14 protein-coding genes are annotated in these 23,957 nt (G+C 60.4%); 2 read left to right on the top strand and 12 right to left on the bottom strand.

Annotated features, from left to right (window positions below):
- Positions 1–317 precede the first annotated feature (317 nt).
- Positions 318–1,709 (top strand): uracil-xanthine permease family protein, encoded by a 1,392-nt coding sequence (locus LARV_RS18945; RefSeq protein ID WP_075075382.1) that lies wholly within the window; start codon positions 318–320, stop codon positions 1,707–1,709.
- Between the two features lie 109 nt (positions 1,710–1,818).
- Here LARV_RS18945 and LARV_RS18940 read toward each other — a convergent pair whose 3' ends face one another.
- The 6 genes from LARV_RS18940 to LARV_RS18915 all read right to left on the bottom strand — a co-directional run bounded on the left by LARV_RS18940 (position 1,819) and on the right by LARV_RS18915 (position 9,544).
- Positions 1,819–2,301 (bottom strand): GNAT family N-acetyltransferase, encoded by a 483-nt coding sequence (locus LARV_RS18940; protein ID WP_075075381.1) that lies wholly within the window; start codon positions 2,299–2,301, stop codon positions 1,819–1,821.
- A gap of 108 nt (positions 2,302–2,409) precedes the next feature.
- Positions 2,410–3,639, bottom strand: a complete 1,230-nt coding sequence (locus tag LARV_RS18935) for a TolB family protein (RefSeq protein ID WP_075075380.1) — start codon at positions 3,637–3,639, stop codon at positions 2,410–2,412.
- 411 nt (positions 3,640–4,050) lie between these two features.
- Entirely contained in the window at positions 4,051–4,413 is a 363-nt protein-coding gene (locus tag LARV_RS18930; RefSeq protein ID WP_075075379.1) for a YccF domain-containing protein, read from the bottom strand.
- 61 nt (positions 4,414–4,474) lie between these two features.
- Complete coding sequence (locus tag LARV_RS18925) at positions 4,475–7,369, bottom strand: ATP-binding protein (RefSeq protein WP_075075378.1); 2,895 nt, start codon at positions 7,367–7,369, stop codon at positions 4,475–4,477.
- Positions 7,370–7,543: 174 nt separating this feature from the next.
- Positions 7,544–8,509 carry an NAD(P)-dependent alcohol dehydrogenase gene (locus LARV_RS18920; RefSeq protein ID WP_075075377.1) on the bottom strand — a complete coding sequence of 322 codons (966 nt, stop codon included), beginning with the start codon at positions 8,507–8,509 and terminating at the stop codon, positions 7,544–7,546.
- A 117-nt stretch (positions 8,510–8,626) separates the two neighbouring features.
- The gene (locus LARV_RS18915) at positions 8,627–9,544 is read right to left on the bottom strand and encodes a pirin family protein (protein WP_075075376.1); all 918 of its coding nucleotides are present in this window, start codon (positions 9,542–9,544) and stop codon (positions 8,627–8,629) included.
- A gap of 569 nt (positions 9,545–10,113) precedes the next feature.
- On the opposite strand from LARV_RS18915, the gene LARV_RS18910 reads away from it, so the two are divergent.
- The gene (locus tag LARV_RS18910; protein WP_075075375.1) at positions 10,114–11,343 is read left to right on the top strand and encodes a winged helix-turn-helix domain-containing protein; all 1,230 of its coding nucleotides are present in this window, start codon (positions 10,114–10,116) and stop codon (positions 11,341–11,343) included.
- A 322-nt stretch (positions 11,344–11,665) separates the two neighbouring features.
- Here the strand turns inward: LARV_RS18910 and LARV_RS18905 are convergent, their stop codons facing one another.
- From LARV_RS18905 to LARV_RS18880, 6 genes are all read right to left on the bottom strand, one after another.
- Positions 11,666–13,723: a chloride channel protein gene (locus LARV_RS18905; protein WP_075075374.1), complete on the bottom strand. Its 2,058-nt coding sequence runs from the start codon at positions 13,721–13,723 to the stop codon at positions 11,666–11,668.
- Between the two features lie 192 nt (positions 13,724–13,915).
- The gene (locus tag LARV_RS18900) at positions 13,916–15,295 is read right to left on the bottom strand and encodes a S8 family peptidase (RefSeq protein WP_075075373.1); all 1,380 of its coding nucleotides are present in this window, start codon (positions 15,293–15,295) and stop codon (positions 13,916–13,918) included.
- A 254-nt stretch (positions 15,296–15,549) separates the two neighbouring features.
- Positions 15,550–17,373 (bottom strand): hypothetical protein, encoded by a 1,824-nt coding sequence (locus LARV_RS18895; protein ID WP_075075372.1) that lies wholly within the window; start codon positions 17,371–17,373, stop codon positions 15,550–15,552.
- A 17-nt stretch (positions 17,374–17,390) separates the two neighbouring features.
- Complete coding sequence (locus LARV_RS18890; RefSeq protein WP_075075371.1) at positions 17,391–19,364, bottom strand: lysozyme family protein; 1,974 nt, start codon at positions 19,362–19,364, stop codon at positions 17,391–17,393.
- A 30-nt stretch (positions 19,365–19,394) separates the two neighbouring features.
- The gene (locus LARV_RS18885; RefSeq protein ID WP_075075370.1) at positions 19,395–20,609 is read right to left on the bottom strand and encodes a response regulator; all 1,215 of its coding nucleotides are present in this window, start codon (positions 20,607–20,609) and stop codon (positions 19,395–19,397) included.
- 123 nt (positions 20,610–20,732) lie between these two features.
- The gene (locus LARV_RS18880) at positions 20,733–23,741 is read right to left on the bottom strand and encodes a response regulator (RefSeq protein WP_083522772.1); all 3,009 of its coding nucleotides are present in this window, start codon (positions 23,739–23,741) and stop codon (positions 20,733–20,735) included.
- Between the last annotated feature and the right edge of the window lie 216 nt (positions 23,742–23,957).

Genomic DNA, 23,957 nt, shown 5'->3' with positions numbered 1-23,957 from the left:
TTTGAATCAAGAATAGCAGGTTTCCCAAAAAAGTCAAGAATTTCTAATCCGATCCGCATCAATGCTGGATGGCCAATTCATCTCCCTCACCATATTTTAAGAATTCTCATTTGATCGATATCCGGTGACAAGGGGCAGATTTACCGCATTTTTGCCACAGGTGCCGGTTTTACGCCGGTTTTTTCAGAAAATTGGTCTGACAACTGCCTTGCGTTCCGGCCATTCATCTGTATAATTACGCGAATTTGGGTCGGCGCCGGCTTGACCCTGTATGGACAAGATGTAAACTAGTAGTATGCTTTGGGAGGAGCACAAAAATGGCCACTGTCAGCGATGAGAAACCGATCAAGGTGGTTGGCTACATGCCAGCCGACACCCCCCCGTTGGGCGCAATGCTCAGCCTGGGCTTCCAGCAAGTCCTGACCATGTTCCCCGCAACGATTCTCGTTGCATTGCTCACCAAATTCGACGTCGGAGTGACCTTATTGGCCTCCGGCGTCGGCACAATAATAGCCCTTTTGGTGGCAAGACGCAAAATTCCAATGTACTACGGCTCCAGCTTCAGCTATATTGCCGTGGTCATCACGGTCATGAGCCTGTACGCCAACGACTGTTTCAGCAACCCGGCCACGACCTACTGCCCGGCGGGGGTGCGCATTGTGCAGGTGGGTATCCTGGGCACGGCCATTGTCGAAATCCTGATCGGCCTGTTGATCATGCGGGTGGGCAAAGCCGCGCTGGATAAGGTGCTGCCGCCCATCATCACCGGCTGTCTGGCGATCGTGATCGGCATCGCGCTCGCGGGCACGGCATTGAACAACGCCGGCACGCACTGGCCGGTGGCCTTCATCACCCTGCTGGTCACGGTGGGCTTCTCGGTCTACCTGAATGGCAAGGGACTGCTGGGTATGCTGCCGATCCTCTTCGGGGCCATCGTCGGTTACGGCGCCGCGGCGGCCTTCGGTATCATCGATTATTCAGCCATTGCCACAGCCCACTGGGTGCAGGCTCCCCGGATTACGTTGCCGGCCTTCGAAGATCCGCGCGCCTGGGGCGCGGTGATCAGCATCGCCTTGATCGCCATCGCCACGGTCCCGGAGAGCACGGCGCACCTGTATCAGATGAGCCTGTACATCGACGCGCTGGCCAATGAACTCAAGCGCCCGGCGCTCAAGATCAAGGAACTGATCGGCCTGAACCTGGTGGCCGACGGCGCCGACGACCTGGTGGTGGGCATGCTGGGCGGCTGCGCGGGCACCAACTACGGCGAGAACAACTCGCTGATGGCCATCACCCGCAACTACTCGGTTCCGGTGCTGATGACCGCCGGCGTCATGGCCATCCTGCTCGGTTTCATCGGCAAGCTGGCGGCGTTGGTGCAGACCATCCCGACCGCGGTCGTGGGTGGGCTGTCGATCTACCTGTTCGGCGTGATCGGCATGCAAGGCGTGGCGCTGATCCAGTCCGAGAAGGTCAACCTGTTCGAACCGCGCCAGCTGGCGGTGGGCGCCATCATCCTGGTGTCCGGCATCGGCGGTTCGATTGCGCTGCCCAATGGGCTGTTCCCCTTCGTCATCCCCGGCATTTTCCCGAACGGCATCCCGGCCATTGTTTTCTCGGCCATCCTCGGCATCCTGATCAACCTGGTCTTCGTCCTGCTACCGCCTTCCCTGTTTGGGGTGAAGGAACGCGAAAACCTGAATGTGTAGGGAGTGAAGGGTGAGACCGGTATTCGTTGATTCGTAATCCGGTATTCGGAAAGAAAAAGGACGGGTGTTAAGCCCGTCCTTTTGAATTTCCCCGGATCGAATGACCCGTTTACTGCATGACTTTTTCGAAGATGTAATTCGCTTCGAGCAAGTCTCTGGGGTTCTCGATCCGGACGATCTTGAAGCCACATTTCATGACGTAGAAGTAATGGTTGCGGCGTGAAAAACCGGGGGTCTCGGTCTGCCAGACCCGGGTATCCGGGTATAGAGCCTCGATCTTCTCCCAGACCTGCTGCCCGAGGCCCTGGTTCTGATAGACCACATCCAGGTAGACGTTGCCCAGGAAGTTCACGTGGGTCTGGGGGTTGATCCACAGGAAGGTCGAGCCGGCGGTCTTGCCATCCACCAGGATCTTGAAGGAAGTGACGCCTTCGTGAAAGGCCCATTTCCGCAGGAATTCGCCGTTGGCGTATCCCTCCGGACCGCCTTCCGGCCGGTTCAAATGGATTCGCGTGTCCTCATCGAAAGCCCGCTTCAGGATCGGGGTCAGGACTTCGATGTCTCTTTCTTCGAATTTCTCGAACGTAATCATGCTGTGTTTCCCTCTCTTGTCATCGGATTGCGATCGCGGAGCGAGTGTAACACGAAAGAGACTGCCCTCAACCCAAAATCGAAAACATCCGAAAAAACATCAAATTGCCTACGGCCGCATCACCGCCTGCCAGCCGTCGGCCAGCGCGGTCTGCGAACCGTCTGCCAGCGCGATCAGGGTGACCTTGAGGTCCGGATAGTTGCCGGTGGAGGCGAGCAGGTTCTGGCCGTCCGGAGTCCAGGCCAGAGTATAGATTTGGGCCTGGCTGGCCAGTTCGCGCGCCTCGCCGCCGGAAGCGGGCATGACCATCAGCGCGGCGGTCGTGTCGGTATCCTGGCCCCGGGCGGCGATATAGGCGATCTGGCTGCCGTCGGGGGAGTAGAGCGGATTGTAGGCGTAGGCGTTCTCGGCGTCCGGGGTGAGTTGGCGTTCGTTCGAGCCGTCGCGGTTGATTTCGAAGATGCGCTCGCTGAAAGATGGGGCGTAGTTCAGGTTGTCGTGCAGCAGTTTGCTGCCGTCCGGCGCCCAGCTCACCGAGCCGATGGCTTTATCCCAGTGCGTAAACGCGCCGGCGGTGAAATCGTAGAAGGCGAAGTTGCCGCGACCTTCCATATAATTCACTTCTTCGAAGCTGAGGATCCGGCCGTCCGGCGACCAGTTGGGATTGACCAGCGCAAAGCCGTTCTCCGGCGCCACCAGGCGCGAACCGCTCAGCGTGTCGACGTCCACCGCTGAGATGCCGGTAGCCAGGCTCGAGTCCACTCCGCCGCGCGTGACGAAGTAGCCTGGCTGAACTGCCAGGCCGAAGGCCAGCAGGTGGGTGCCCGGTTTCCAGGCGAAGCCGGCGGTCTGCAGGCCGTCCTGCGCGACGCGCGTCTCGCCGCTCTCGAAATCATAGACCAGCAGCGCGTAGGCGAAGTCGAAGCCTTCCTTGCTGGGCGTGCCGACCTGGCGTTCGAAGGCCAGGTACCGCCCGTCCGAGGACCATTTCGGATTCTGATAGATCACCACCGGGGTGGAATTGTCGGGGCCGTACGTGGCGGCGTCGCTGGTGACCGGCGTCTTCTGGCCGCTGGCGACGTTCAGCAGCGCGATGTTGCCGTCCTGCCCCACGAAAGCGACGATCGACTCCGTCAGGGGTTGGGTGGGATCGCCCGGCTGGCCGGTGGCCGGGGTGTTGCCCGGGCCTCCGTCCGGTTCGACGGGCAGGACTTCGACGGTCGGTTCGACGGGTGCGCTGGTGGAAGAGGATACCGGAACGGTTGCCAGCGGCAGGCAGCCGGCCATCAACAGGCTGAAGGCGCTGAACAGGATAACGATAAAGAAGAAGCGTTTCATGATGTGAGTCTCTCCTGAAGAGGATGTAATATGAGAAATAAGACGAAATAAGTATTGGAATGGTTCCTGAAAGCATGGATGGGAGGTAATCACCACGGAGACATTATGCCCGTAAGGGTACGGAGGACACGGAGAAGAAAATTATGGATGAGAGAAGAATAAATAGGTGTATGTTTGTGGAAGGCTGAGTGGCGGAAGAGGGTTTCACCACGGAGACATTGAGGACCTCCGGGATTCCCGGGCGGCGTAAGGGCCCAACGACGAATTCGTTGGCGGCGATCGGTCATTTCCAGGCTGTGTCCGCGATATATCCCGGAGAAGAGAAAAAAAGAAGAAGGATGGAAAATCTGCATCCTTCTTCTCACGGATCCCCGAATACCGAGTTGACGAATCAACGAATATCAGACTTTTCTACCGGATCGTCGCTCCAAACGGCACAAAGGCCAGCCGGGCCAGTTTGAAGTGCTGCCGGCCGAAGGGAATGCCGATGATGGTGATGTAGAAGATCAGGCCGAGCACGATGTGGGTGATGGCCAGTTCCCAGCCGGCCAGCATGATCCACAGGATGTTGCCGATCAGGCCGAAGGCGCCGAACTGCCCGATTTCGACATCCCTGCCGAAGGGAAAGGCAGACAGACCGGCCAGCTTGAAGCACTGCACGCCGAAGGGAATGCCGATGATGGTAACGCACAGCACGATGCCGGCCACCAGATAGAGCAGGAACGGGATGAAACCGCCCAGCAGGAACCAGAGAAGATTGCCGAGAAAGCTCATTTTTTCACCTCTTTATACACCATATACGAAAAAGCATATAAAAAGTTTTACGCCTCGCGCCCTAACCGGCCTTCTCCGGGTCGCTCAACCCCAGTTTTTCGAGGGTATCGCGCGCTTCGTTGAAGTAACCGATGGCCAGTTCGGGTTTGCCGTCCGTCGCGTAGGCCTGCCCGGCGAGGTAAGCCGCCTCGCCGCGCAGGAAGTGCCCGGTGGCGGAATAACTCTGGTACGCCGCGAGGGCGGATTGGATGGCATCGCCGCCGCGCCCGGCCGCGATGCAGGCCCGCGCCAGACTGGTTTGAATCTGGGGCTGAACCGGCCAGGGGTACTCGGCCGCCGCGCCCGCGGCAGCGCTCTCGGCGGCGTGCAATTGACGGATGGCTTCTTCTGTTTTCCCGGCGCTCAGGTCGATGTCCGCCAGAATCCGCAGGCAGTTGGCGTGGCGGGCCGGGTAACGCCCATCCCAGTAGGTAAGCGCGCGCTGCACGATCTCGCGGGCCGAGTCGCAATGGCCCATTTTCACCAGCGCGGCGCCCAGGTAAGGTTCCACGCTGCGGGTATCGCGCTCATCCGGGCTGTAGCGGTTGTACATGGCGATGGATTTTCGATAGAACTCGATGGCCTGTTCGAGTTGACCCTGGCCAAAGGCCAGGTGGCCCTGCAGGCAGTAATCGTACCCCAGGCCGCGCTGGTAGGAGGAGCCGAGCGAAGCGTACAAATTGTCGCGTCCCCGGCGCGCTTCGTCCCAACGCCCCAGGCTGAAATTGAGGTTGAACCACTGGCCCCACAGGTTGCGGCTGACCGGGAAGTGATATTGGCCGGCAATGGCGATCGATTCGCTCAGAGCCTGCAGGGCGCGTTGCAGGTCGCCCAACCCGCAGGCCGCCGAAAAGGACTGCGAATAGAGGGCCAGGTGCAGCGCCACCGGCAGGCCGTGCTGGCGGGCCAGGGCGACCGCTTCCTCATCCTTCGAAAAAGCTTCATGCCCCTGATCGAGGCGCAGGTAGCCAAAGGCTTCCAGGCGCAGGCAGCTCACCTGTTCGTTGAGAAGATTGTGTTCGCGCGCGTCGCGGGCCGCCTGTTGGGCAAATTTCACTGCTTGTTGGGGTTGGTCGAGGCGGTTGATGGCAATCCAGGCCTGTTCGATCAATGCGCGCGCCCGCACGTCCGGCAGGCCGTGTTGGTCGGCGATTTCCAGGGCGGTCAGGAGGTGCTGGCGCTGGTCGTCGAGGGAAAGCGAATCGCTGACGCTGCCCAGGTAGGCATGCAGCAGCCCCGCCAGGCGGGCCGTGTCGGGTTGGCCGGTCAGGAGTTCGAGCGCCAGTTTGGCGGTCTCGACCGATTCGCTGATGCGCCCCAGGCAGCGCAGCGAGCGCGCCTGCCAGTAATGGAAATAGGCGTGCATCACCGGTTGGCGCAGTTCCTCGCAAAGCCGCTCGCCCTCCCGGGTGGTATCCACGGCGCTGCTGTAAGCACCCTTCCAGAAAAGCGTCTCGGCCTGGAGCAGCAGGGCCCGCGCCAGCCAGAGCCGATCGCGAATGAGTTCAGCCAGCCGCTGGATCGAGGCAATAGCTTCGCCGGCGTCGTCCAGCGACTGCACGGCCAGGGCATTCTGGACCGCCTGATGGTAGTAATCCAACGCGCGCGGAATATCGCCACCCAGTTCGTAATGATGGGCCAGCTCGGTGGCGTACGCGGGCGCCTCGGTCGAATACAACTGTTCGAGCAGGCGGGCGATGGTCAGGTGCAGCAGGCGGCGCTGGCTGCCGGACAGTTCCTTATAGAGCACCTGTTGGATCAGGGCGTGGACGAACTTGTAGCCCGCGCCGAATTTGACCACCAGTTGCTTGTCCTCGAGTTCGGAGATCAATTTGTAATCGGATTCGAGGCGGTCGAGCGCGTCGAGCACCGGCAATTCGGCCGTCGTTCCCAGCGAGCCGGTCAGCACGTGCGATGTGAAGCGCTCGCCCTGCACGCTGGCATAGGATAGCAGGTGTTTCAGGTCCTGGGCGATCAGGTCGAGGCGCTGGTGGATGACGGCTTCCACCGAGGGGGGAATTTCCACCTCCACTTCGGGTTGGGCAAGGATGAAGTAACCCTTCTCGCGCTGGGTCAGATGTTTGGCGTGCAGGAGGGCCAGATATTCGCGGATGAAGAGCGGATTGCCGCCCGATTCGCGCCACAGGCGTTTGATGAATGCCCGGGGCAGGTGGTGTTCGCGCAATTCGAGGTATTGTTCGGTATTCGCCAGGGTGAAATTCGACAGCTTGATCTCGCTGCATCTGGCGTGCTGCTTGAGCTGGCTGACCAGTTTACGCACCGGGTGCGGGCCGAACGGGGTGGGGGAAGCCACGTCGGTCGGGCGGAAGGCGCAGATGAGCAGAATGTGCTCGGTCGAAATCTGGTCGGCCAGGAAGGAAATCAGGTCGAGCGAGGCGTTATCGGACCACTGCAAATCATCGACCCACAACAGCACGGGGTGATCCTTGCTGGCCAGGCGCAGGATATTTGCGAATTGGACCATGTGACGCTGTTTGTCGATGCCTTCGCCCTTGTCGCCGAATTCGCGCTGCCCCCACTGGATGCTGCGGATGACCGCCGCGGCCACGTTGCCGGCCGGCAGAATCTGAAGCCAATCCGGGGCCAGGTCGGCCATGGCCCGGGTCAGCAGAATCCAGCCGGCGTTGACGGATGGCGAGGTGTATATGCCGTCGAGGAGGCTCAGGAAGGGAGAATAGGGCTCCTGCCCGGCGCCGGAAATCTCGAAACATTTGCCTTCGCCGGTCAACAAATCGGGGTATTGCTTGCGGGCATGTTCGATAAAGGTTTCGACCAGGGCCGTCTTGCCCGCGCCGGGTTCGCCGGTCACGAATACGATTTGAAACGAACCCGCCTGCGCTCGATCCAGCGCGGCGGACAACAGAGCCAACTCTTTTTCCCGAGATACAAGGTCCATAATTTGATATCCCCTGCGATGATTGGTTACGAAAAGGAATTGTACAATGAAACCTCGCGCAGGGGGGAAGTTGACCCCCGGGAATATTTCGGATATCGATCCGGCCGGTGATCGACCGGAGCCACCGGGCTTCCTTTTCCGCGGCCCGGGTGGGCTACCGAGCGCTGATTTCGGCTAGTCTGCCACCTGAATCACAATTTTGCCCCTGGCGTGGCCGCCCTCCAGGTGGCGGTGCGCCGCGACGATCTCATCCAACGGGTAAACCTTCCCGATCACCGGCTTCAGCTTCCCATCCTCGACCAGCGAGCGCAAGAAATCCAGGTCCTCGGCGTTCGGCCGCGCCATGTGGGTGCGCACGCGCTGATCGCCGCGTAGCAGGCTGAAAATCACCTGAAAGAACTGGAATTTGGGCTTCAGCGAATTCTCGGTGAGGTACAATCCGCTGGGCGTCAGCGCCGGCTTGCACTCGAAATACCTGCGCTTCGCCACGGCATCGTAGATCAGGTCGTACTTAGGACCGCTGCGGGTGAAATCTTCACGGGTATAGTCGATCCAGCGGTCCGCACCGAGCGCCGGCATCCATTCCAGGTTGGGGGTGCTGGTCACGGCGGTGACCTGCGCGCCGAAAGATTTGGCAATCTGCACGGCAAAATGCCCGACCCCGCCCGAGGCGCCGTTGATCAGCACGTTTTGACCGGCCACGACCTGCCCAAAATCGCGCAGCCCCTGCAGCGCGGTCAAAGCCGCGGTGGGGATGGCGGCGGCCTGTGTGAAGGTCAGGTTGGCCGGCATTTTTGCCACGGTCCGTTCGTGCGCACGCACGAACCCGGCGTGCGTGCCCAGGCAGATGCCGTACACCGCGTCGCCGACCTGCATCCGGGTGACGTTTTTGCCCACCGCGGCTACCGTCCCGGCCACGTCGATGCCCAGCACCGGGTATTTCGGCGCAAACCAGCCCGCCGAAGGCCGCACGGGCAGGAACCCGCTGCGGTGCAGCACGTCGAATGGGTTCATTGCGGCGGCGTGCACCTCGATCAGCACGCGGTCTTCATGGCCTTCCGCCTGGATCTCAGGCGCGGCGATCTCCTCGATGGATAGAACCTCCGGCGGTCCATAACGGTGATAAACGGCGGCTTTCATTCATGCGCTCGCTTTCGCTTGCAGGAATGACACAACAGGCGGTTTTTTCAACCCAAGGGCCTGAAAAGGACTTGAAAAATCCCTAATCCAGGTTTGAAATTTCGTATATACGTGATTCTACTGCTTTTTCTTACCGGTTTTGATGAAAGTGCCCGCCTGCAGCTCCTTGAAGGCCTGGGTCAGCTCGGCCTGGGTGTTCATCACGATCGGGCCGTACCAGGCGATCGGTTCGTGGAGCGGGCGGCCGGCGATCAACAGGAAACGCAGGGTTTCCTGTTCCGCGGCCCGGATGCGCACGGCTTCGCCCGGGCCAAACAGCACGAGCGAGGTGTTGTGGGGCAGGGGGTCGAGCGGCAGATCGAAATAATTCCCAGGCTCGACCTCGACTGCGGAAGGTGTCGGGGCAAAATTGCCGCTGCCGGCGTAGATATAGGAAAATACGGTGTGCCCGCCGGGGGTAGGGCAGGTGAAGACCGCCCCGGGCGGCAGCATCACGTCCAGGTAGAAGGGGTCGATCACGATATCGGCCACCGGGCCGCGCACGCCGTTGAAGACGCCGGCGATCACGCGCACCACCGCGCCGCCGTCCAGGCTGACCTCGGGGATGGTCGGGGATAAGACTTCACGGTAGCGCGGGTCCATCATCTTGTGGCTGGCAGGCAGGTTGGCCCACAGTTGAAAGCCGCCCATGCGGCCTTCGGGATTGGGTTTGGGCATTTCCTGGTGCAAAATGCCGTTGCCGGCGGTCATCCACTGCACGTCGCCGGGGCGGATGGCGCCCGAGTTGCCTACGCTGTCCATGTGCTCGACCGAACCTTCGATGACGTAGGTGATGGTTTCGATGCCGCGGTGCGGGTGCCAGGGAAAGCCGGCGATGTAGTCCTCGGGTTTTTCGCCCCTGAAATCGTCCAGCAGCAGAAAGGGATCGAACACATGCGGCTCGTGAAAGCCGAAGGCGCGCTTGAGATGCACGCCGGCGCCTTCGAGGGTCGGACTGGCGTGGATGATGCGTTGGACACTACGGTAGGTGGTCATAGGCTGCCTCCTGTAAAAATCACGCGTATCTTCCTGTGCGGAATCACCCGATGTCGATCTTCATTGTAGCATGGACGGGACCGGTTCTTCCTCCATAAAATCCGGTCCCGTCCCTCGAGCAGGGGGCCTTTCAGGGCCTTTTTGCGGCCTGCAATGGCAAAGATTGAGTTATGTAAGATAATCTATATTATATTGTATAATAGAGGAGATCGATAGAATTTGGGATACGGTATTCGTTGATTCGGTATTGGGTATTCGGTATTCGGTATTCGGTATGCGGTTATTGCATATTCGCCACGCCTGCATCGAACTCTGGATCGGTATTTCGCTCGATAGCGTTGTACGCTGTATGCTGTTGCGTGGATTTGCGCAAGCTTCCGTGAGGTTGCCTGTGTCATTCGGATTGGTTGCGGCCAATCTACTCGATCCATGATACCCAATCCGCAAATACCGAATACCCAATACCGAATTGACGAATATCTGTTCCCCATTACTCCTCACTCTTCACTCATCACCCTTCCTTCCTCCCCCTCCTTGTATCAATCGAACAAACGTGCTAAAATCGCGTCATGCAACCGCTCCCCCTCACCCTCATCGATACCCGTCGTTTCATCCTGGGGCGCCAGGGACTATGGCCGGGACGCCGCTGGCAGGGACTCGCCGGGACCGGCGAAGCCGTGCGCGCCATCGAAGCCCTGCAGCTCGACCCGTTGAACGTGGTCGCCCGCAGCCACGATATCAACCTGTTTTGCCGCGTGCTGGACTACCGCCCGGAGTATCTCGAACAACACGCTTACGCACAACGGGCTTTCTTCGATTACGGCGGCGCGCTCTTCCTCTACCCGATGCAGGAACTGCCGTACTGGCAGCCGCACATGGACCGCTGGAAAAGCGGCAACCGTTGGTCGCGCTTCATGGACGAAAAATCCGAGCTGGTGAACCGCATTCGCGCCGACCTGCGCGAACGCGGCCCGCTGGGCAACCGCGATTTCGAAGGCGGCGGGCGCGTGCACGCCTACCGCGGGCGCAAGGAGTCGGCCCTGGCGCTGTACGCCCTGTGGATCACGGGCGAAGTGATGGTCCATCACCGCGAGCGTTTCGAGCGCATCTACCACCTGCGCGAGCACGTCATTCCGCCCGCAGCCGAACGCGCCGTCACTGAAAGCGAGGCCGTGGATTATTTTGCGCGCAAGCGCATCGCCGAAATGGGGCTGATCCGCCGGCTGGATTGGGTCAACGGGTTGTCCGGATATCTCAACCGCAAGCTGGAACCGGCCGAGGCTCAGACCTTGCTGGACGGCATGCTGGCGCGCGGCGAAGTCATTTCCGTGCAGGTGGAAGGCAAATCGGAACCCTGGTACGCGCTGGGCGAGGACCAGCCGGCGTTGGAGGCCGTCCGGGCGGGCGGATACCCGGCCGCGTGGCAGCCCCTGGGCGCCAGCGGCGAGGAGGAGATGCTCTTTCTGGCGCCGCTCGACATGGTCACCGCGCGCGGCCGGGCCAAGAAGCTGTTCGGGTTCGATTATGTATGGGAAGTCTACAAGCCGGCAGACACCCGGCGGTGGGGTTATTACAATCTGCCCGTGCTGTGGGGCGACCGGCTGGTGGCGCGCCTGGATCCGCGGTTGGAACGCTCGAGCGGCACGCTGCGCCTGATGGGCTTCTGGCTGGACGATCCCGCCCTGGCCGCCGACCCGGCCTTCCGGCGCGCGTTCCAACGCGGCCTGGAACGCTTCGCCGCCTTTTTAGGCGCGAAGAATTTGGATCTGGCCGTCCTGCCCGGGGCATTGCGAAAATAAACCCGGAAAAATAATGCCGGATCTGCGGGGGATCAGATCACGATTCGAAATCCGTTCACCCACCCCTTCCGATCCGAATCTCACATCAACGTCGGATCTCCGGGGGATAAGATCACGATTCGAATTCCGTTCGCCCACCCCCTCCGATCCGACCTACGTGTTAACCACGGCTTCCATGAGGTTGCCTGTGTCATCCGGATTTGTCGCGGCCGATCGAATCGATCCAGGATACCCAATCCGCGAATACCGAATCAACGATTACCGAATTAACGAATACCGAATACCGATTAACCAATATCCATTCCTCATCACTCCTCACGCTTCACTCCTCCCTCGAACACAGCGCCGCGACCTCCGCGCGCGCCCCCTCTTCGTGCACCACCACGATCTCATCCCCGGCCTGCAGGCGGGTCTCGCCGTGCGGGACGATGACTTCCAGCCCGCGCCGAATGGAGGCCACCAGCCCGTTCTGCGGCCAGGTGATCTCGGCCAGGGTGCGCCCATCACAGTGCGAGCCGGGCTGCACCAGGAAATCGCTGACCGTCAGACCGGCGCCGGTATAGACGTCCAGGCGGCGTTTGCCGGCAGCATGTCGTTCGGCAGCGTGGCGGGTGAGCGCCAGATTGTAGGCCCGCACCACGTCCATGCGGCGCAGCATGCCCACCAGGTGCGAGGGCTGCTGGCGTTCGACCACCGGCAGGCGGCCCACGTCGGCGTTCGACATGCGCTGCACGGCCAGCGAAAGGGGTTCATCGGTGAAAGCCAGCACCGGCCGGCGCGTGCAGATGGCGCCGACGGTGAGCATCTCGCCTGAACTCTGGGGGCTGTCCGGATGGGGCGCGTCGCCATTGAGGTCGAGTTCTTCTCTGGGCGCCTGAAGTCTGATGCGTTCCAGATCTTCGAGCGCCAGCATTCCAAAGAGTTCGCCATCCTGATTGATCACCGCCTGGCCGTGCTCGTGGGCAGCCAGCAACTGAGCGGATGCCTCTCTGAGCGTCATGTTGGCGCGCAGCGTCTGCGGTTCGCGTTCCATGACCTCATCCACGCGCACGCCCGACAGCACCTCCACCTCACGCCCGCGATCCAGGCGCAGGCCCCTGCGCAGCAGCCCGAGGGTGTAGACGGATCCTTCGACGCCCCAGTGAGCGATCAACAGGCTGGTGATCACTGCGGCCATCAGGGGCAGGATGATGCGGTAATCGTTGGTCATTTCGAAAAGCAGCAGGATGGCGGTCAAGGGTGCGCGCACGGCACCGCCCAGCACGGCAGCCATGCCGACCATGGCAAAGGCCGCCGGTTCGAGGTTCAAACTTGGCAGCAGCCGGTTGCCGACCACGCCGGTCAGCGCGCCCAGGCAGGCGCCCAGAAACAGCGCCGGGGCAAACACGCCGCCCTGAAAGCCGCCGCCGATGGAAATCGGCGTGAGGACCAGCTTGCCGATCAGCAGGGCCAAAAGCAGGCCCACGCCCAGGGATTTGCCGCCCAGGATGGCCTCGATGCTGCCGTACCCCACGCCCAGAATGCCGGGTAAAACCAGCCCGGCCAGCCCGACGGCCAGGCCGGCGGCGGCCGGATGCAGCCAGCGCGGCAGCGGCAGGCGCTTGAACCAGCCCCGCGCCCCATCCAGCAGGCGAATGTACACGATCGAAATTACCCCGGCCGCGATTCCCAGCGCCAGGTAGGCCGGCAGTTCGAGCGCCGAGTGATAGGCATAGGCCGGCACGCGGAAAGCCGGCTGGCTGCCGCTGACCGCCTGGGTCAGCACGGCCGAAGAAACGCTGGCCAGGACGACCGTCGAGAGCAGTCCGCCGCTGATTTCGCCCAGGATGATCTCGACCGCAAAAAACACGCCCGCGATGGGCGCGTTGAATGCCGCGGCGATGCCGGCGGCCGCGCCGGCCGCCACCAGCGAGCGCATGCGCGCGTCTGTCAGGCGCAGTCTCTGCCCCAGTCCGGAGGCCAGGTTGGCGCCGATCTGCACCGAGGGGTCCTCCGGGCCGACCGAGGCCCCGGAGCCGATGGAGAGGGCCGCGGCCAGCGTCTTGACCGGCAGCGCACGCACCGGCAGGCGTCCGCCGGCCAGGGCAGTCGATTCCATCACGCCGGCCACGCCATGCAACCCGCGCGGATCGACGAAGTGCTGCACCAGCCAGCCCACCGCCAGGCCGCCCAATACCGGGAACAGGATGTCCATGAACCGGGGCAGGACCGAGGCGCCCCAGCCGTAGAAAAACAGGTTGAACAAGTCGATCAGGCGTTTGAACAGCCAGACCCCGGCGGCGGTGAAAATGCCGATCAGAATGCCCAGCAGACTGTCGAACAGCGCCGGGGATTGAAGCAGCGTCTCCAGTTTGCGCCGGAGGGAGTGGAGAAATGGCATATCAAAATTATACTCCCCCACCCCGCCGCACCGTGAGAGAGTGTGAAATTGAATAACTATACGAAACTTACAATGATAATCCGGGCTGATCGACTGAAACCAATTGTATCGAGATCGGGTGGGTATCCCGTATGAATAAACACCCGGCTGGCATGAAAATGCCAGCCGGGTGTTTGAATGTCCGAACGGATTTCAGGGTGTGGCGGTCAACGCCAGGTCGGCTGTGATCAAGCCGGCGCCGGTGGCGTTCGCGCCCCAGCAGACCTGTTCACTCGCACCCGATGAGCCCAGGATGGTGCGGCAGCCAGGCGCCAGCGGGATGGCGGCGCCGGTCAGGATGGATTCCGCCTGAGTTGCGGTCAGGCCCGGATTTTTCTGGGCCATCAGGGCCACGATGCCGGCCACGTGCGGCGAGGCCATCGAGGTTCCGCCCAGGAAGTAGAACGAGATCTGGCCCGAGTTCACCTGATAGGGACCGACCACCCACGAACCGGGCGCGGCCACATCCAGGTCCTGGCCGGCCAGTTGGCGGCTGGAGAAATCGGTGATGTAGAAATCATCCGGATTGGTCGGATCGGGAACGTCGCTGGCATACCACCAGGTACGATTTCCCGCCGGTGACCACTCGCCCGTCCAACCGGAGGCCGCCACCGAGATGACCGGGGCATACGCGCCGGGATAGCCCATCCCGGCGTCGCCTTCGTTACCGGCCGAAGCGACGATGATCACGCCCTTGCTCACGGCGTAATCGACGGCGGCTTTTTCCATCGCATCCAGGGATGGCCCGCCCAGCGACATGTTGATGACCACCGCAGAATTGGCCAGCGGTCCGGCTTTCAGGTCGGCGACATAGACGATGCCGCGCGCGACCACCGAAGACCAGCCCGATCCGTTCTGGTTGAGCACTTTAACCGGGATGATGGTGGCCATGGGGGCGACGCCGTTGACAGAGACTCCGGTCCGGTTGTAGCCCAGGATGGTGGAAGTCACATGCGTGCCGTGGCTGTTTTGGTCGTGTTCCCATTTGTTGGGCTGTGAGGAGACCGCACCCACCTCACCGCCGCCGCCGCCAAAAGCGATGGCATACTGCGTGGTGATGCGTTCCTGTGGGAAGTACTGGCGCCAGGAATCCAGAAGGCCCGTATCCAGCACAGCGACATAAACACCGGCTCCATCATAGGAAACCACGCGGGCCGGTCCGGGCTGCAAATTGGTGACGTTGATGGCATCCAGGTCCCAGGTGTTGATGCCATTGGTAAAGTTTGTCGCGCCCACGGTGTCGATCGGCGCACCGCTGCGTTCCTCATCCGGGTTGGCCGCGGCCACATAGGGCAGCGACCGGATGGTTGACAGTTCCCCTTCGGCCGCCTGCAGGGTAACCACATTGATCTCCGCCACCACATCGCGCACTTTGCCGTGCGTGGCCAGGTCGGTGAGAATACTATCGCTGACATCCCGATTCAACATAACGTTGATGCCGATCATCTTGCCGTTCGACGCGGCGGAGACCGGGCCGGCGACTGCCGCCAGTAGACACAGGATCAACGCAAGACTGAAGACGAGCCGTTTCATTGGGTTTTCCTCCTACATGGATGTTGAGTTGGGTCTGGACGCCTTTTAAACGAAAAACCGCGAAAAGCCAAGGCTTTTCCACGGTCGGTTACGCCACTCGCTCCCCCATTCCATGGCGTCCAGATAAAACTGGAAGGGTTCATCGCTCCCGTAGGATCGAGTATGAAATTGTAAAGATATTTAGATATTATCGCTCACCGGTGTCAAGCAACCCTATCATTAAAGAATCCGGTGAATTCGAACGGGGCTGCGGGTTATTTCGGCAGCGCCAGCACCACCCAGCGCTGATCGGACTCTTCGCCATACAGGAAGATCACCAATCCGGGATCGTTTCCGGTGAAGATTTCGGTATCCGATTTGTCCAGGCGCTCGACGCTGCGCACCAGGAACGGCATCAGGTCGTTGTTGCTGAAAACCAGGTTGATCGGGTCCCCGCGCTCCAGAGTCTGGATGACGGCAGCGCTTTGCTTGTTCCACGGCAGAGCCACCACACGCCGGAGCTGACTGTTATCCAGCCACTCGGCGCCCTTGGGCTGCCAGGCCCCGTTGATGATGGTGCTGCGGCCGATATCGAAGAACCAGCCGCCGGTTAATTCCAGACCAACCGGGTAGGGCAAATCGGATGGAACCGGTGTATTGGGCTGGGCGATGGGAGCCTGATTCCAGGGTTGGAAGGCAGCCAGCGCGAGCAGGATGACCAGACCGGCCGCCAGGGGCATGATCAGGGCCATGTGCTGGCGCGCCCAACGGAAGCCGCGCTGCCAGAACGGCAGGTGCGGCTCGACCTCCAGCCCGGGATGCCCGGCTTCGGTTTCTGCATAATCCTCCAACACCACCGACCGGACCTCTTCGATGGCCGGAGCGGTTTCCTCCATGCCCTGGGCAACCATTTCGGAAAGCCGCGACGGCGCCTTGCCGGTGTCCTGGTCTGCTCCGTCCTGCGGCTGGGCGGAGCTGTCGAACTCTTCCTCTTCACGGATTTGTTTTGTGGCGCCCCAATCGATGTGCAGCACGCGTTCGCGGTTTGAATCCGGCGTTCGATCCGAAGACGGCCCGCTCTTGCCGGCCCACTCCTCCTCTAGCAAGGAGGCGTCATCGATTTCCGGGGCCTGTTCATCCATCGCCTCGTCCGCGATGAAGGTCGCTGGGGTGGAAAGGTCCTTCATTCTATTCTGGCCGGGGATGGATGGCACAGAATCGCTCGATTGCACCCGCTGCAGGCGGTCGGTGATCATTTCATCCGCCACTTCCGGGTGAGCATCTTCCATCTCGGTCGGCGCTTCGTCTGCGTTGAGCCAGCGCATAAACCGCTGCCAGAGGTTGGGCTGGCTTTTCGGGCGCGGCGTTGCGAGCGCTGCGGGGGTCATGTCGGGGATCAGTTCGGCCCGCAGGGAATCGGGTTGGGTTGCATCCGGGATGTTTTCCAGCGATTCGCCGGCCGCCACACCCGCCTGATCTGTTATTTCTGCTTCAGGCGCCGGTGTCTCCTTTTCGGCCTCGGCGATGATCTCTTCGGCGCTGAACGGCGAAACTTCGGGCTGAGCGGTTTCGACATCTTCGGGCAGAAAGGCAGCCTGCGCGTCCGAAACCGGAGCTTCGGTTTCAAAATCCTCATCCAGGAATAAGGGCCTGGTTTCCAGCGGAGCACGTTCAACCGGCGCGGGCGGCGGGGTCTCATCCCGGTCTGCCAGATCGGTCAGGGCCTTCTCGATTTGTTCGGCCAGGAGGTCATCGCTGACCTGATCGTCCGGGTTTGGCGTTTCCTCGACCAGCGCGGGTCCTTCCCAGGCCGGAAGCGCCTCTCCAACCTGTTCCGCCGGGATCTCACCCGGGATCCGCTCGTCCGTTTCCTGCGTCGTTAAGGGCCCGGTCGCGCCCGGCAGGCTTCCGGTCCGCCGGCGCAGCATGCCGGTGACCTTCTTCAAGAATCCAGAATTTTGTTTGGCCTTCAGGCGGGCCTGCTCCTCCTCCATCATGCTGGCGCGCAGATCTCCAAGGTCGTCCTGGTCCTGATCGGAGCGGGGCGTTTCCGGGATCTCTTCCGGCTCGAGCGGTGAAGGGAGGGGTTCGTCAGACATAGAAATTCAGGCTTTCATCAGGGGATGACCGTTGGAACCAGGGGCTGTTCGAGCCGGATGGTGTACAGGATTTCACCCGATTCAGGCACCACCAACCGGTAAGAACGGAACAGGTAGCCCACGCTCAATTCGATGGTCATGCCGACGCCCTTGGTGGATAGATCGAACACTGCTTCGCCGTTGTGGATGGTTTGGGTTGCGCTGGTGCCGTCGGAAAACTCGGCTGTAACGGTCACACCATCCACCAGTTCGCCGGGCGTTGGCGTGCGGTTGCCGTCGCTGTCGACGTACACCAGCAGGCGCAGCCGGCCGGTCGAATAGACCGGGATGGCGGTGGGCACCGGGGTCGGCGTCACGAAGGTCGGCACGAAGGTGGGCTGTTTGGGATCGTCCGGCGGGGTGGTGTAGGACTTAAAGGTCGTCAGGCGCTGCCACAATGATTCAACATATGTTTTCGCGCCCGAGCACGCCAGGTGGTCGGAGATATGCTGCCAATCCATGGGCTCGTTGGCCTTATGCGTGTCCTGCAGGGCGTTCAGCAGGCAGCCAAAACCCGAATGGTACGATACCAGGGTCAGCTTCCACATGTCATCGTATGTGGGCGGTTTTGAGGTGACCGAAGATTGAATAAAGCGGGTCTGTTCGCAATTGGCCAGCAACACCCGGGAGAGGATGTTGATGCTCTGGGCGGCGTTATCCAGGTTGACGCCTTTCAGGCAGTCGATGCAGGTGGTGTCGAGCATGCTCAACACCATGGCTTTCAACTGAGCCTTTTGCGCGGGCGGCATGGTCAGGTAGCCTTGAGAGCAATCGTACTGGCCCGGGTTGCAGACCATATCGAAAAGCACCGGATCCCAGCGCAAGGCCGTGTCGATGCCGAGGTAGTTGATCTGCGCCAGTCCGTATTCATACAGGTAGTTTTGTTCGCCGCCCGGCCAGTATTGCGATTCAGTCTCGATGATGGTTTTCAATAACTGCGCCGGCACGCCGTTTTGCAGCGAGGTATTCCAGATGGCGGGGTCGAATTGATTCTGCCACTGGTTGACCGCGCTGCGGGCCAGTTCGATGGCGCAGCTATTGGGCGCGCCGTTGTCCAGAAATCCACCGCTCGGGCAACTGCTCGCGTCCACCTGGCTGTTGAGGATCAATTTGCCGGTGAGAAAATGCAGGGTTTTAAAGGTGTTCAACTTGGCCGGAGTGATGGGCATGCGCGCCCATTCGGCCGAAGAGGGCATGTCGATTCCGAATTTCGTTGCGCAGGCATCCGTCCAATCGGCGACCGGCGTTGTCGCTTCCAACACCACCGAATAGCCCGCTTCGCTCAAAGAATAGCGCACGGTTCCGGTGTTATGCTTGCTGCTTTCTCCGGTATTGTTTTCGGCCCAGTATTCGATGGTCGAATCCGCTTTCAACGGCACCTCGCAGCGGCTGCCAGAGCAGGTGAAGTAAGAGGTCTGGTTGATGATTCCGCTGATGCGGGTGATCGAGTTCTGGGTGAGCGGCTCGTAAGCCGAGATGATGACGTAGGGTTTTTCCAGGTAGCCCACCGGCGCGGCCAGGTAGACGACGATGTCTGGCACGTTCATCTTGACTTTGCGCGTGACTTCGAAGGCTTCTTTGTAGCGCCAGGTGTAATTTTTAAACAGCGTGGCTTCATCGATGAGCCTGGTTTCCGTCGCTGCGGCCGGGGTTGGCGAACCGGATCCGGCGCTGGCCGTGGGAGAAACCTTCACCACCCAGATAAAGTTACTCGACGGGCAGAACGATAGCGTTTCAAAATATGTGGGTGACCCATCGTGCTCGATGGTGGCGGTGCAAACCAGCGCGCGTGTGTTCTTGGCGTACAATTCCCACACATACTGGTTGACGGTAATCTCGATTTCTTCCGTGCGGCCGCCGCTGCTGGATTGGGCAAAAGCGGCGCCGACCCCGGCGCTCATCATGCCGAGGATTACCATCAAGAAGATTGCCACGCTTTTGTTTGCTTTCATGCTTCCTTTTCTGGCGTTCCGGTGGAAAGGTTATTTCTTGGCGGCCAATTTCTGCGTCACTCTTTTCCAGACAACCGAAGGGGAAGAAGGCGGGATGGCTTTCAGGCTTTCGCCGCTGAGGTCGTACGCCATTTCTTCCAGAAGCTCCGTGGAGGCAATTTCAGGATTTTGGAGGATCACCGGCTGGCCGAAGTTGATGGCTCGAATGAACTCGTTGGGCGCGTACGGCAGGGAGAAACTGACCGGCAGCTTCAGCACCTTTTCGATTTGCGCCTGTTTGATGCCGGCCACAGCCAGGGTCTGGTTCAAGACCGGTTTGATCTTTTCGGAGGGGTATCCCAACAGATGATAGAGCTCCAACGCGTTGATGGATGAGCGAATGGAGGCCATCTCCGGCGCGATGACCTGGAGAATCGTCGTCGCCTGATTGAGCATGTGAATGGCGATGTTGCCGAAATTGTGGCCGGTATCGATGATGATGAAATCGTAGGTTTCCTGCAGCCGGTTCAACAACTCGACCCACAGATCGTCCGCGAAGGAGTCGTCCGCGACCGGCGAACTGGGAGAGGCGATAAAGTTTATGCCTGAGTTGTGCTTGCTGGTGATCTTGCGGATGATGTCATCATCGATCTCGCTGGAATGGCGGTTGGTCAGATCATCGAAGGTGCGGGCGGGCGACGTGTTCAGCATCAGGGCCACCTGCCCGGCGGTCATGTCCGCATCGATCAACAGGGTGGGTTTTTCCCACAGTTGGTGGCAGGCAATCGCCAGGTTGACGGCCAGGCTGGTGCAGCCCACGCCGCCGCGCAGGCTGTGGAGAGCCAGAACGGTGGCGGGTTCCCTGGTTGGTCCGGCCGGCAAGGCTGAACGTAGCGTTTCGCTTTTCCGCACCAAAATCCCGATGCGAGCCAGCAATTCCTCCGGTTGGAAGGGCTTGGCCAGGAAATCGTCCGCGCCGACCTCGAAACCCTTCAGTTTGTTGGGTAGATCGGCCTGGCTGGTGAGGAAGATGATGGGCGTATTGCGAAATCGCGGGGTGCTGCGCAGACGCTGAACGACATCGTAACCGTCCAGGTCGGGTAATTTGACGTCGACAATGATGATTTCGGGTTCGAATTCGCCGGCAGCGCGCAGGCCGTCCAGGCCCGATCTGGCGTATTCAAGTTCATAGCCCTGAGGTTTCAGGGCGTGTTCGACCATCTTATAAAATACAGGCTCATCATCGATCAATAAAACTCGTGCCATTGATTCCCCCTTTCGGGCGAGTTCATGATTCAGGGGTCTGTCGTAACGTACTACTTAATTCGATCGATACAGGAATAAATAAACCGCATTAATGAGACTCCCCCTCCGATAAGTAATGATACATTATTTTTGAGAATTGATGAAGATTTCGGCTACCCGATTTTTCAATTTTCCGGCAGTAATTTCCATTTCCGTCAATATCAGGCCGGCCGCCTCGGCATCCTGTTTCTTGCTGGCGTCGTCCAACGAGGCTGTCAATCCGTAGAGTTGTCCTGCGCCGAAATTGGCGGCCACACCTTTGAGATTGTGCGCCAGGAAGGCCAGTTGTTTGAGATTGCCCTGCGAATAGGCGCCCTGCATCTCGGCGATTTTTTGAGGCAGCGTCTGCAAAAATTCGTCCAGCAGGCTCTGGTAGAAGCTGCGGTCGTCGCTAAAGCGCTTCAATGCCCCATCCATATCCAGGATGGTATCCACGGCCGGCGTGTTTTTCTTGCCGCGTTGCGCGGGATTCTCCGGGTCCTTTCCCATGGTCGCACTCGTCCAGCGTTCCAAAATCTGGAAGAGCTTGCGCGTATCGATGGGTTTGGAGACGTAATCGACCATGCCGGCGTCCAGACAGCGCTGGCGGTCACCCGGCATGGCGTGCGCGGTCATGGCAATGATGGGCGTTTGCTGATTGGGCCCACTGGCGGCGCGAATCTGGCGCGAGGCTGCGAATCCATCCAGGTCCGGCATCTGTACGTCCATGAGAATGACATCGTAATGCTTCTTCTGGCTGGCGTTGACGGCTTCCAGTCCGTTGGCGGCCAACTCCACCCGGTGCCCGCGCTTGACCAACAGCGAGCAGACCATCTTCTGGTTGATCTCGTTGTCTTCCGCCACCAGAATTTCAAGCTGTTGTTCGCCAGTTCGCGGCTGAAGGCCGTCCGCGCGCTGGCGGCTGTCCAGGTGTGGCGTCAGGCCCAGCGCGTATTCCACGGTGCTCTGGAGTTGGGACTGCTTGATGGGCTTCTGCAGGAAGCCGGAATATCCCAACGCGTCCAACTTGCTCAATTCATTGCGGTGGCCCATCGAAGTCATCACCACCACGCGCGTGTCGCGGGTGAGCGGTTCGTTGCGAATGGCGCGCAGCGTTTCTTCGCCGTCCATCCCGGGCATTTGCATATCCAGCAGCACCAGGTGGAAGTGCGCGTTGGTGAGCAGGCCGCGGAACAAGGCCGGTATGACATCCTGCCCGCTTGAGACGGCGGTCACCTGGCAGCCCAGGCCTTCCATCATCTTGGAGAAGATCTGGCGGTTGGTGGCGCTGTCATCGACGATCAGGACGCGTACGCGCTTCAAATCCCGGGTGGTCAGCGGTTCACCGGCGGCCGATTTGGGCAATTCCTCCAATCCGGCGGTGAACCAGAAGGTGCTGCCCTTGCCTTTGTTGCTCTCGACCCCGATCTGGCCGCCCATCAGTTCGGCCAGTTGCTTCGAAATCGCCAGTCCCAGGCCGGTGCCGCCGTACTTGCGCGTGGTGGAGCCGTCCACCTGGACAAAGCGTTCGAAGATATCCTTCTGGCGCTCCTCGGGAATGCCGATGCCTGAATCGGTGACGCTGAATTTGACCAGCGCGTCGCTGCCCTTTTTCTTCTCCAGCGTGCAGCGGATGACGATGGCGCCTTTTTCGGTGAATTTCAACGCGTTGTCCAGCAGGTTGACCAGCACCTGGCGCAGGCGGACCGAATCGCCGCGCACATTGGCAGGCACCAGCGGATCGATATAAGCCAGCAATTCCAGGCCGCGGGATTCGGCGCGGCCGGCCATGATCTGGGCCACGCCTTCCACCAGCCCGACCAGGTCGAAATCCACCGGGTCGAGCGCCAGCTGGCCCGATTCGATTTTGGAGAAATCGAGCACGCTGTTCAATACGCTCAACAGTGCATCCGCGGATTCACGCGCCCCTTCCAGGTAATCGTACTGCTCGTCGCTCAGTTCGGTATCCATGGCCAGTTCGATCATGCCGATGATGCCGTTCATGGGCGTGCGAATTTCGTGGCTCATGTTCGCCAGGAATTCACTCTTGGCGCGGTCGGCCTGTTCGGCAGCCCGGCGAGCCTGCACCAGTTCGGTGATATCGTGGAACAGCCAGAGCGCGCCTTTGACCTGGTTATCCTGGACCAGGGGCACTCCCAGCGATTCGACATCGGCCATGGCGCCGTCTTTGCGCTGCAGGCGGACGGCCGATTTGACCATCTCACCGCTGGCCGGAATGTCGGGCGTCAGGTTGCCCTCGGGATGGTTACCGTTATGGTTGAGCAGCTCGGCCAAGGGCCGGCCGGTGACTTCTTCGCGCGAATAACCGAACAGGGTCTCGAAATATGGATTGGAAGACTGGATGCGCTTTTCGAGATCCAGGGTGACGATGGCGACCGGGCTCAGGTCGACCAGCGTCTCGAGGTATTCCTTTTGCTGGCGGATGATGGCTTCATCGCGTTTTCGCTGGTTGATATCTTTGACGATGAAGATCAAGCCTTGATTGTCTTCATCTAATAGGATATCGAAACGCGAGATGTCGTACCATCCGCCCTTTTCCGGCAGGAAAGTCTCGCCGGCGCAATCGCGCAGTCGGATGGCGTGGCCGTCCATCCGGCCCAGGTCGAGCGAGTCGATCGGTTGGTGGATGACATGGTCGAAGCTGTTATTCAGCCACTGGATGGCCGGGCGGTTGCAGCGGATGATCTGTCCGCTGGCGTCGGTGACCAGGATGGCATTCTGGACCGCGTCGAAAATCCCCTCCCATTCGCGCTTGCCGCGTTCGAGGATCTTTTCGAGCTGGCTGCGGCTGGCTTCCTGGAGCTGGTTTTCCTGTTCCTGGTTCTCGAAGTGGCTGATCCTTTCCTGCAGGGCTTGACTGGTCCGTTCCTGGCGGTCCAGGCGCTGGCCCACCCACCCCAATCCGGCCGGCGTTACAAAAACGGCCATTACCAGCAGCAGCAAACGCTGCGCGGGCGGCAGATCCGCCAGCAATTGCGGCAGGAATGGAAAGGTGATGGCCAGCAGGATGAATGCAAGCAGCCAGCCCAGCAGGATGCCCTGCAAGGCTCGCCTGTATACGCCGTTTCGGTGAGAATTTTTTTCGGTAGACATAACAAACCGCTAATTTACAATGGAACTGGAATGCTAACCTGCGGTGACCCCCTGAGAGAATGGGCAGTTGGTTCGGCTGCCTTAAGTTGACTTTACTCGAGAACAGGTTGCAAGTCAAGTTCCAGTTTGGATAGGTTGGTGATTTGTCAGGAAGCTGAACGGGTTGATTCGTTGACTATGCGCAATATTTTGCCCCTTGAATTCCGGCCTCCTTTT

Origin of the sequence: Longilinea arvoryzae (genome assembly GCF_001050235.1) — a bacterium.
Taxonomy (GTDB): domain Bacteria; phylum Chloroflexota; class Anaerolineae; order Anaerolineales; family Anaerolineaceae; genus Longilinea; species Longilinea arvoryzae.
Note: the sequence above shows the minus strand (reverse complement) of the source record. Positions and strands in the feature narration are given on the sequence as shown.

Bases quoted from the DNA above. Each gene is read 5' to 3' on its own strand.
- LARV_RS18885 (WP_075075370.1), bottom strand. From the start codon at position 20,609: ATGGCACGAGTTTTATTGATCGATGATGAGCCTGTATTTTATAAGATG.
- LARV_RS18880 (WP_083522772.1), bottom strand. From the start codon at position 23,741: ATGTCTACCGAAAAAAATTCTCACCGAAACGGCGTATACAGGCGAGCC.
- LARV_RS18945 (WP_075075382.1), top strand. From the start codon at position 318: ATGGCCACTGTCAGCGATGAGAAACCGATCAAGGTGGTTGGCTACATG.
- LARV_RS18910 (WP_075075375.1), top strand. From the start codon at position 10,114: ATGCAACCGCTCCCCCTCACCCTCATCGATACCCGTCGTTTCATCCTG.
- LARV_RS18920 (WP_075075377.1), bottom strand. From the start codon at position 8,509: ATGAAAGCCGCCGTTTATCACCGTTATGGACCGCCGGAGGTTCTATCC.
- LARV_RS18900 (WP_075075373.1), bottom strand. From the start codon at position 15,295: ATGAAACGGCTCGTCTTCAGTCTTGCGTTGATCCTGTGTCTACTGGCG.
- LARV_RS18895 (WP_075075372.1), bottom strand. From the start codon at position 17,373: ATGTCTGACGAACCCCTCCCTTCACCGCTCGAGCCGGAAGAGATCCCG.
- LARV_RS18890 (WP_075075371.1), bottom strand. From the start codon at position 19,364: ATGAAAGCAAACAAAAGCGTGGCAATCTTCTTGATGGTAATCCTCGGC.
- LARV_RS18905 (WP_075075374.1), bottom strand. From the start codon at position 13,723: ATGCCATTTCTCCACTCCCTCCGGCGCAAACTGGAGACGCTGCTTCAA.
- LARV_RS18940 (WP_075075381.1), bottom strand. From the start codon at position 2,301: ATGATTACGTTCGAGAAATTCGAAGAAAGAGACATCGAAGTCCTGACC.
- LARV_RS18925 (WP_075075378.1), bottom strand. From the start codon at position 7,369: ATGGACCTTGTATCTCGGGAAAAAGAGTTGGCTCTGTTGTCCGCCGCG.
- LARV_RS18915 (WP_075075376.1), bottom strand. From the start codon at position 9,544: ATGACCACCTACCGTAGTGTCCAACGCATCATCCACGCCAGTCCGACC.
- LARV_RS18935 (WP_075075380.1), bottom strand. From the start codon at position 3,639: ATGAAACGCTTCTTCTTTATCGTTATCCTGTTCAGCGCCTTCAGCCTG.
- LARV_RS18930 (WP_075075379.1), bottom strand. From the start codon at position 4,413: ATGAGCTTTCTCGGCAATCTTCTCTGGTTCCTGCTGGGCGGTTTCATC.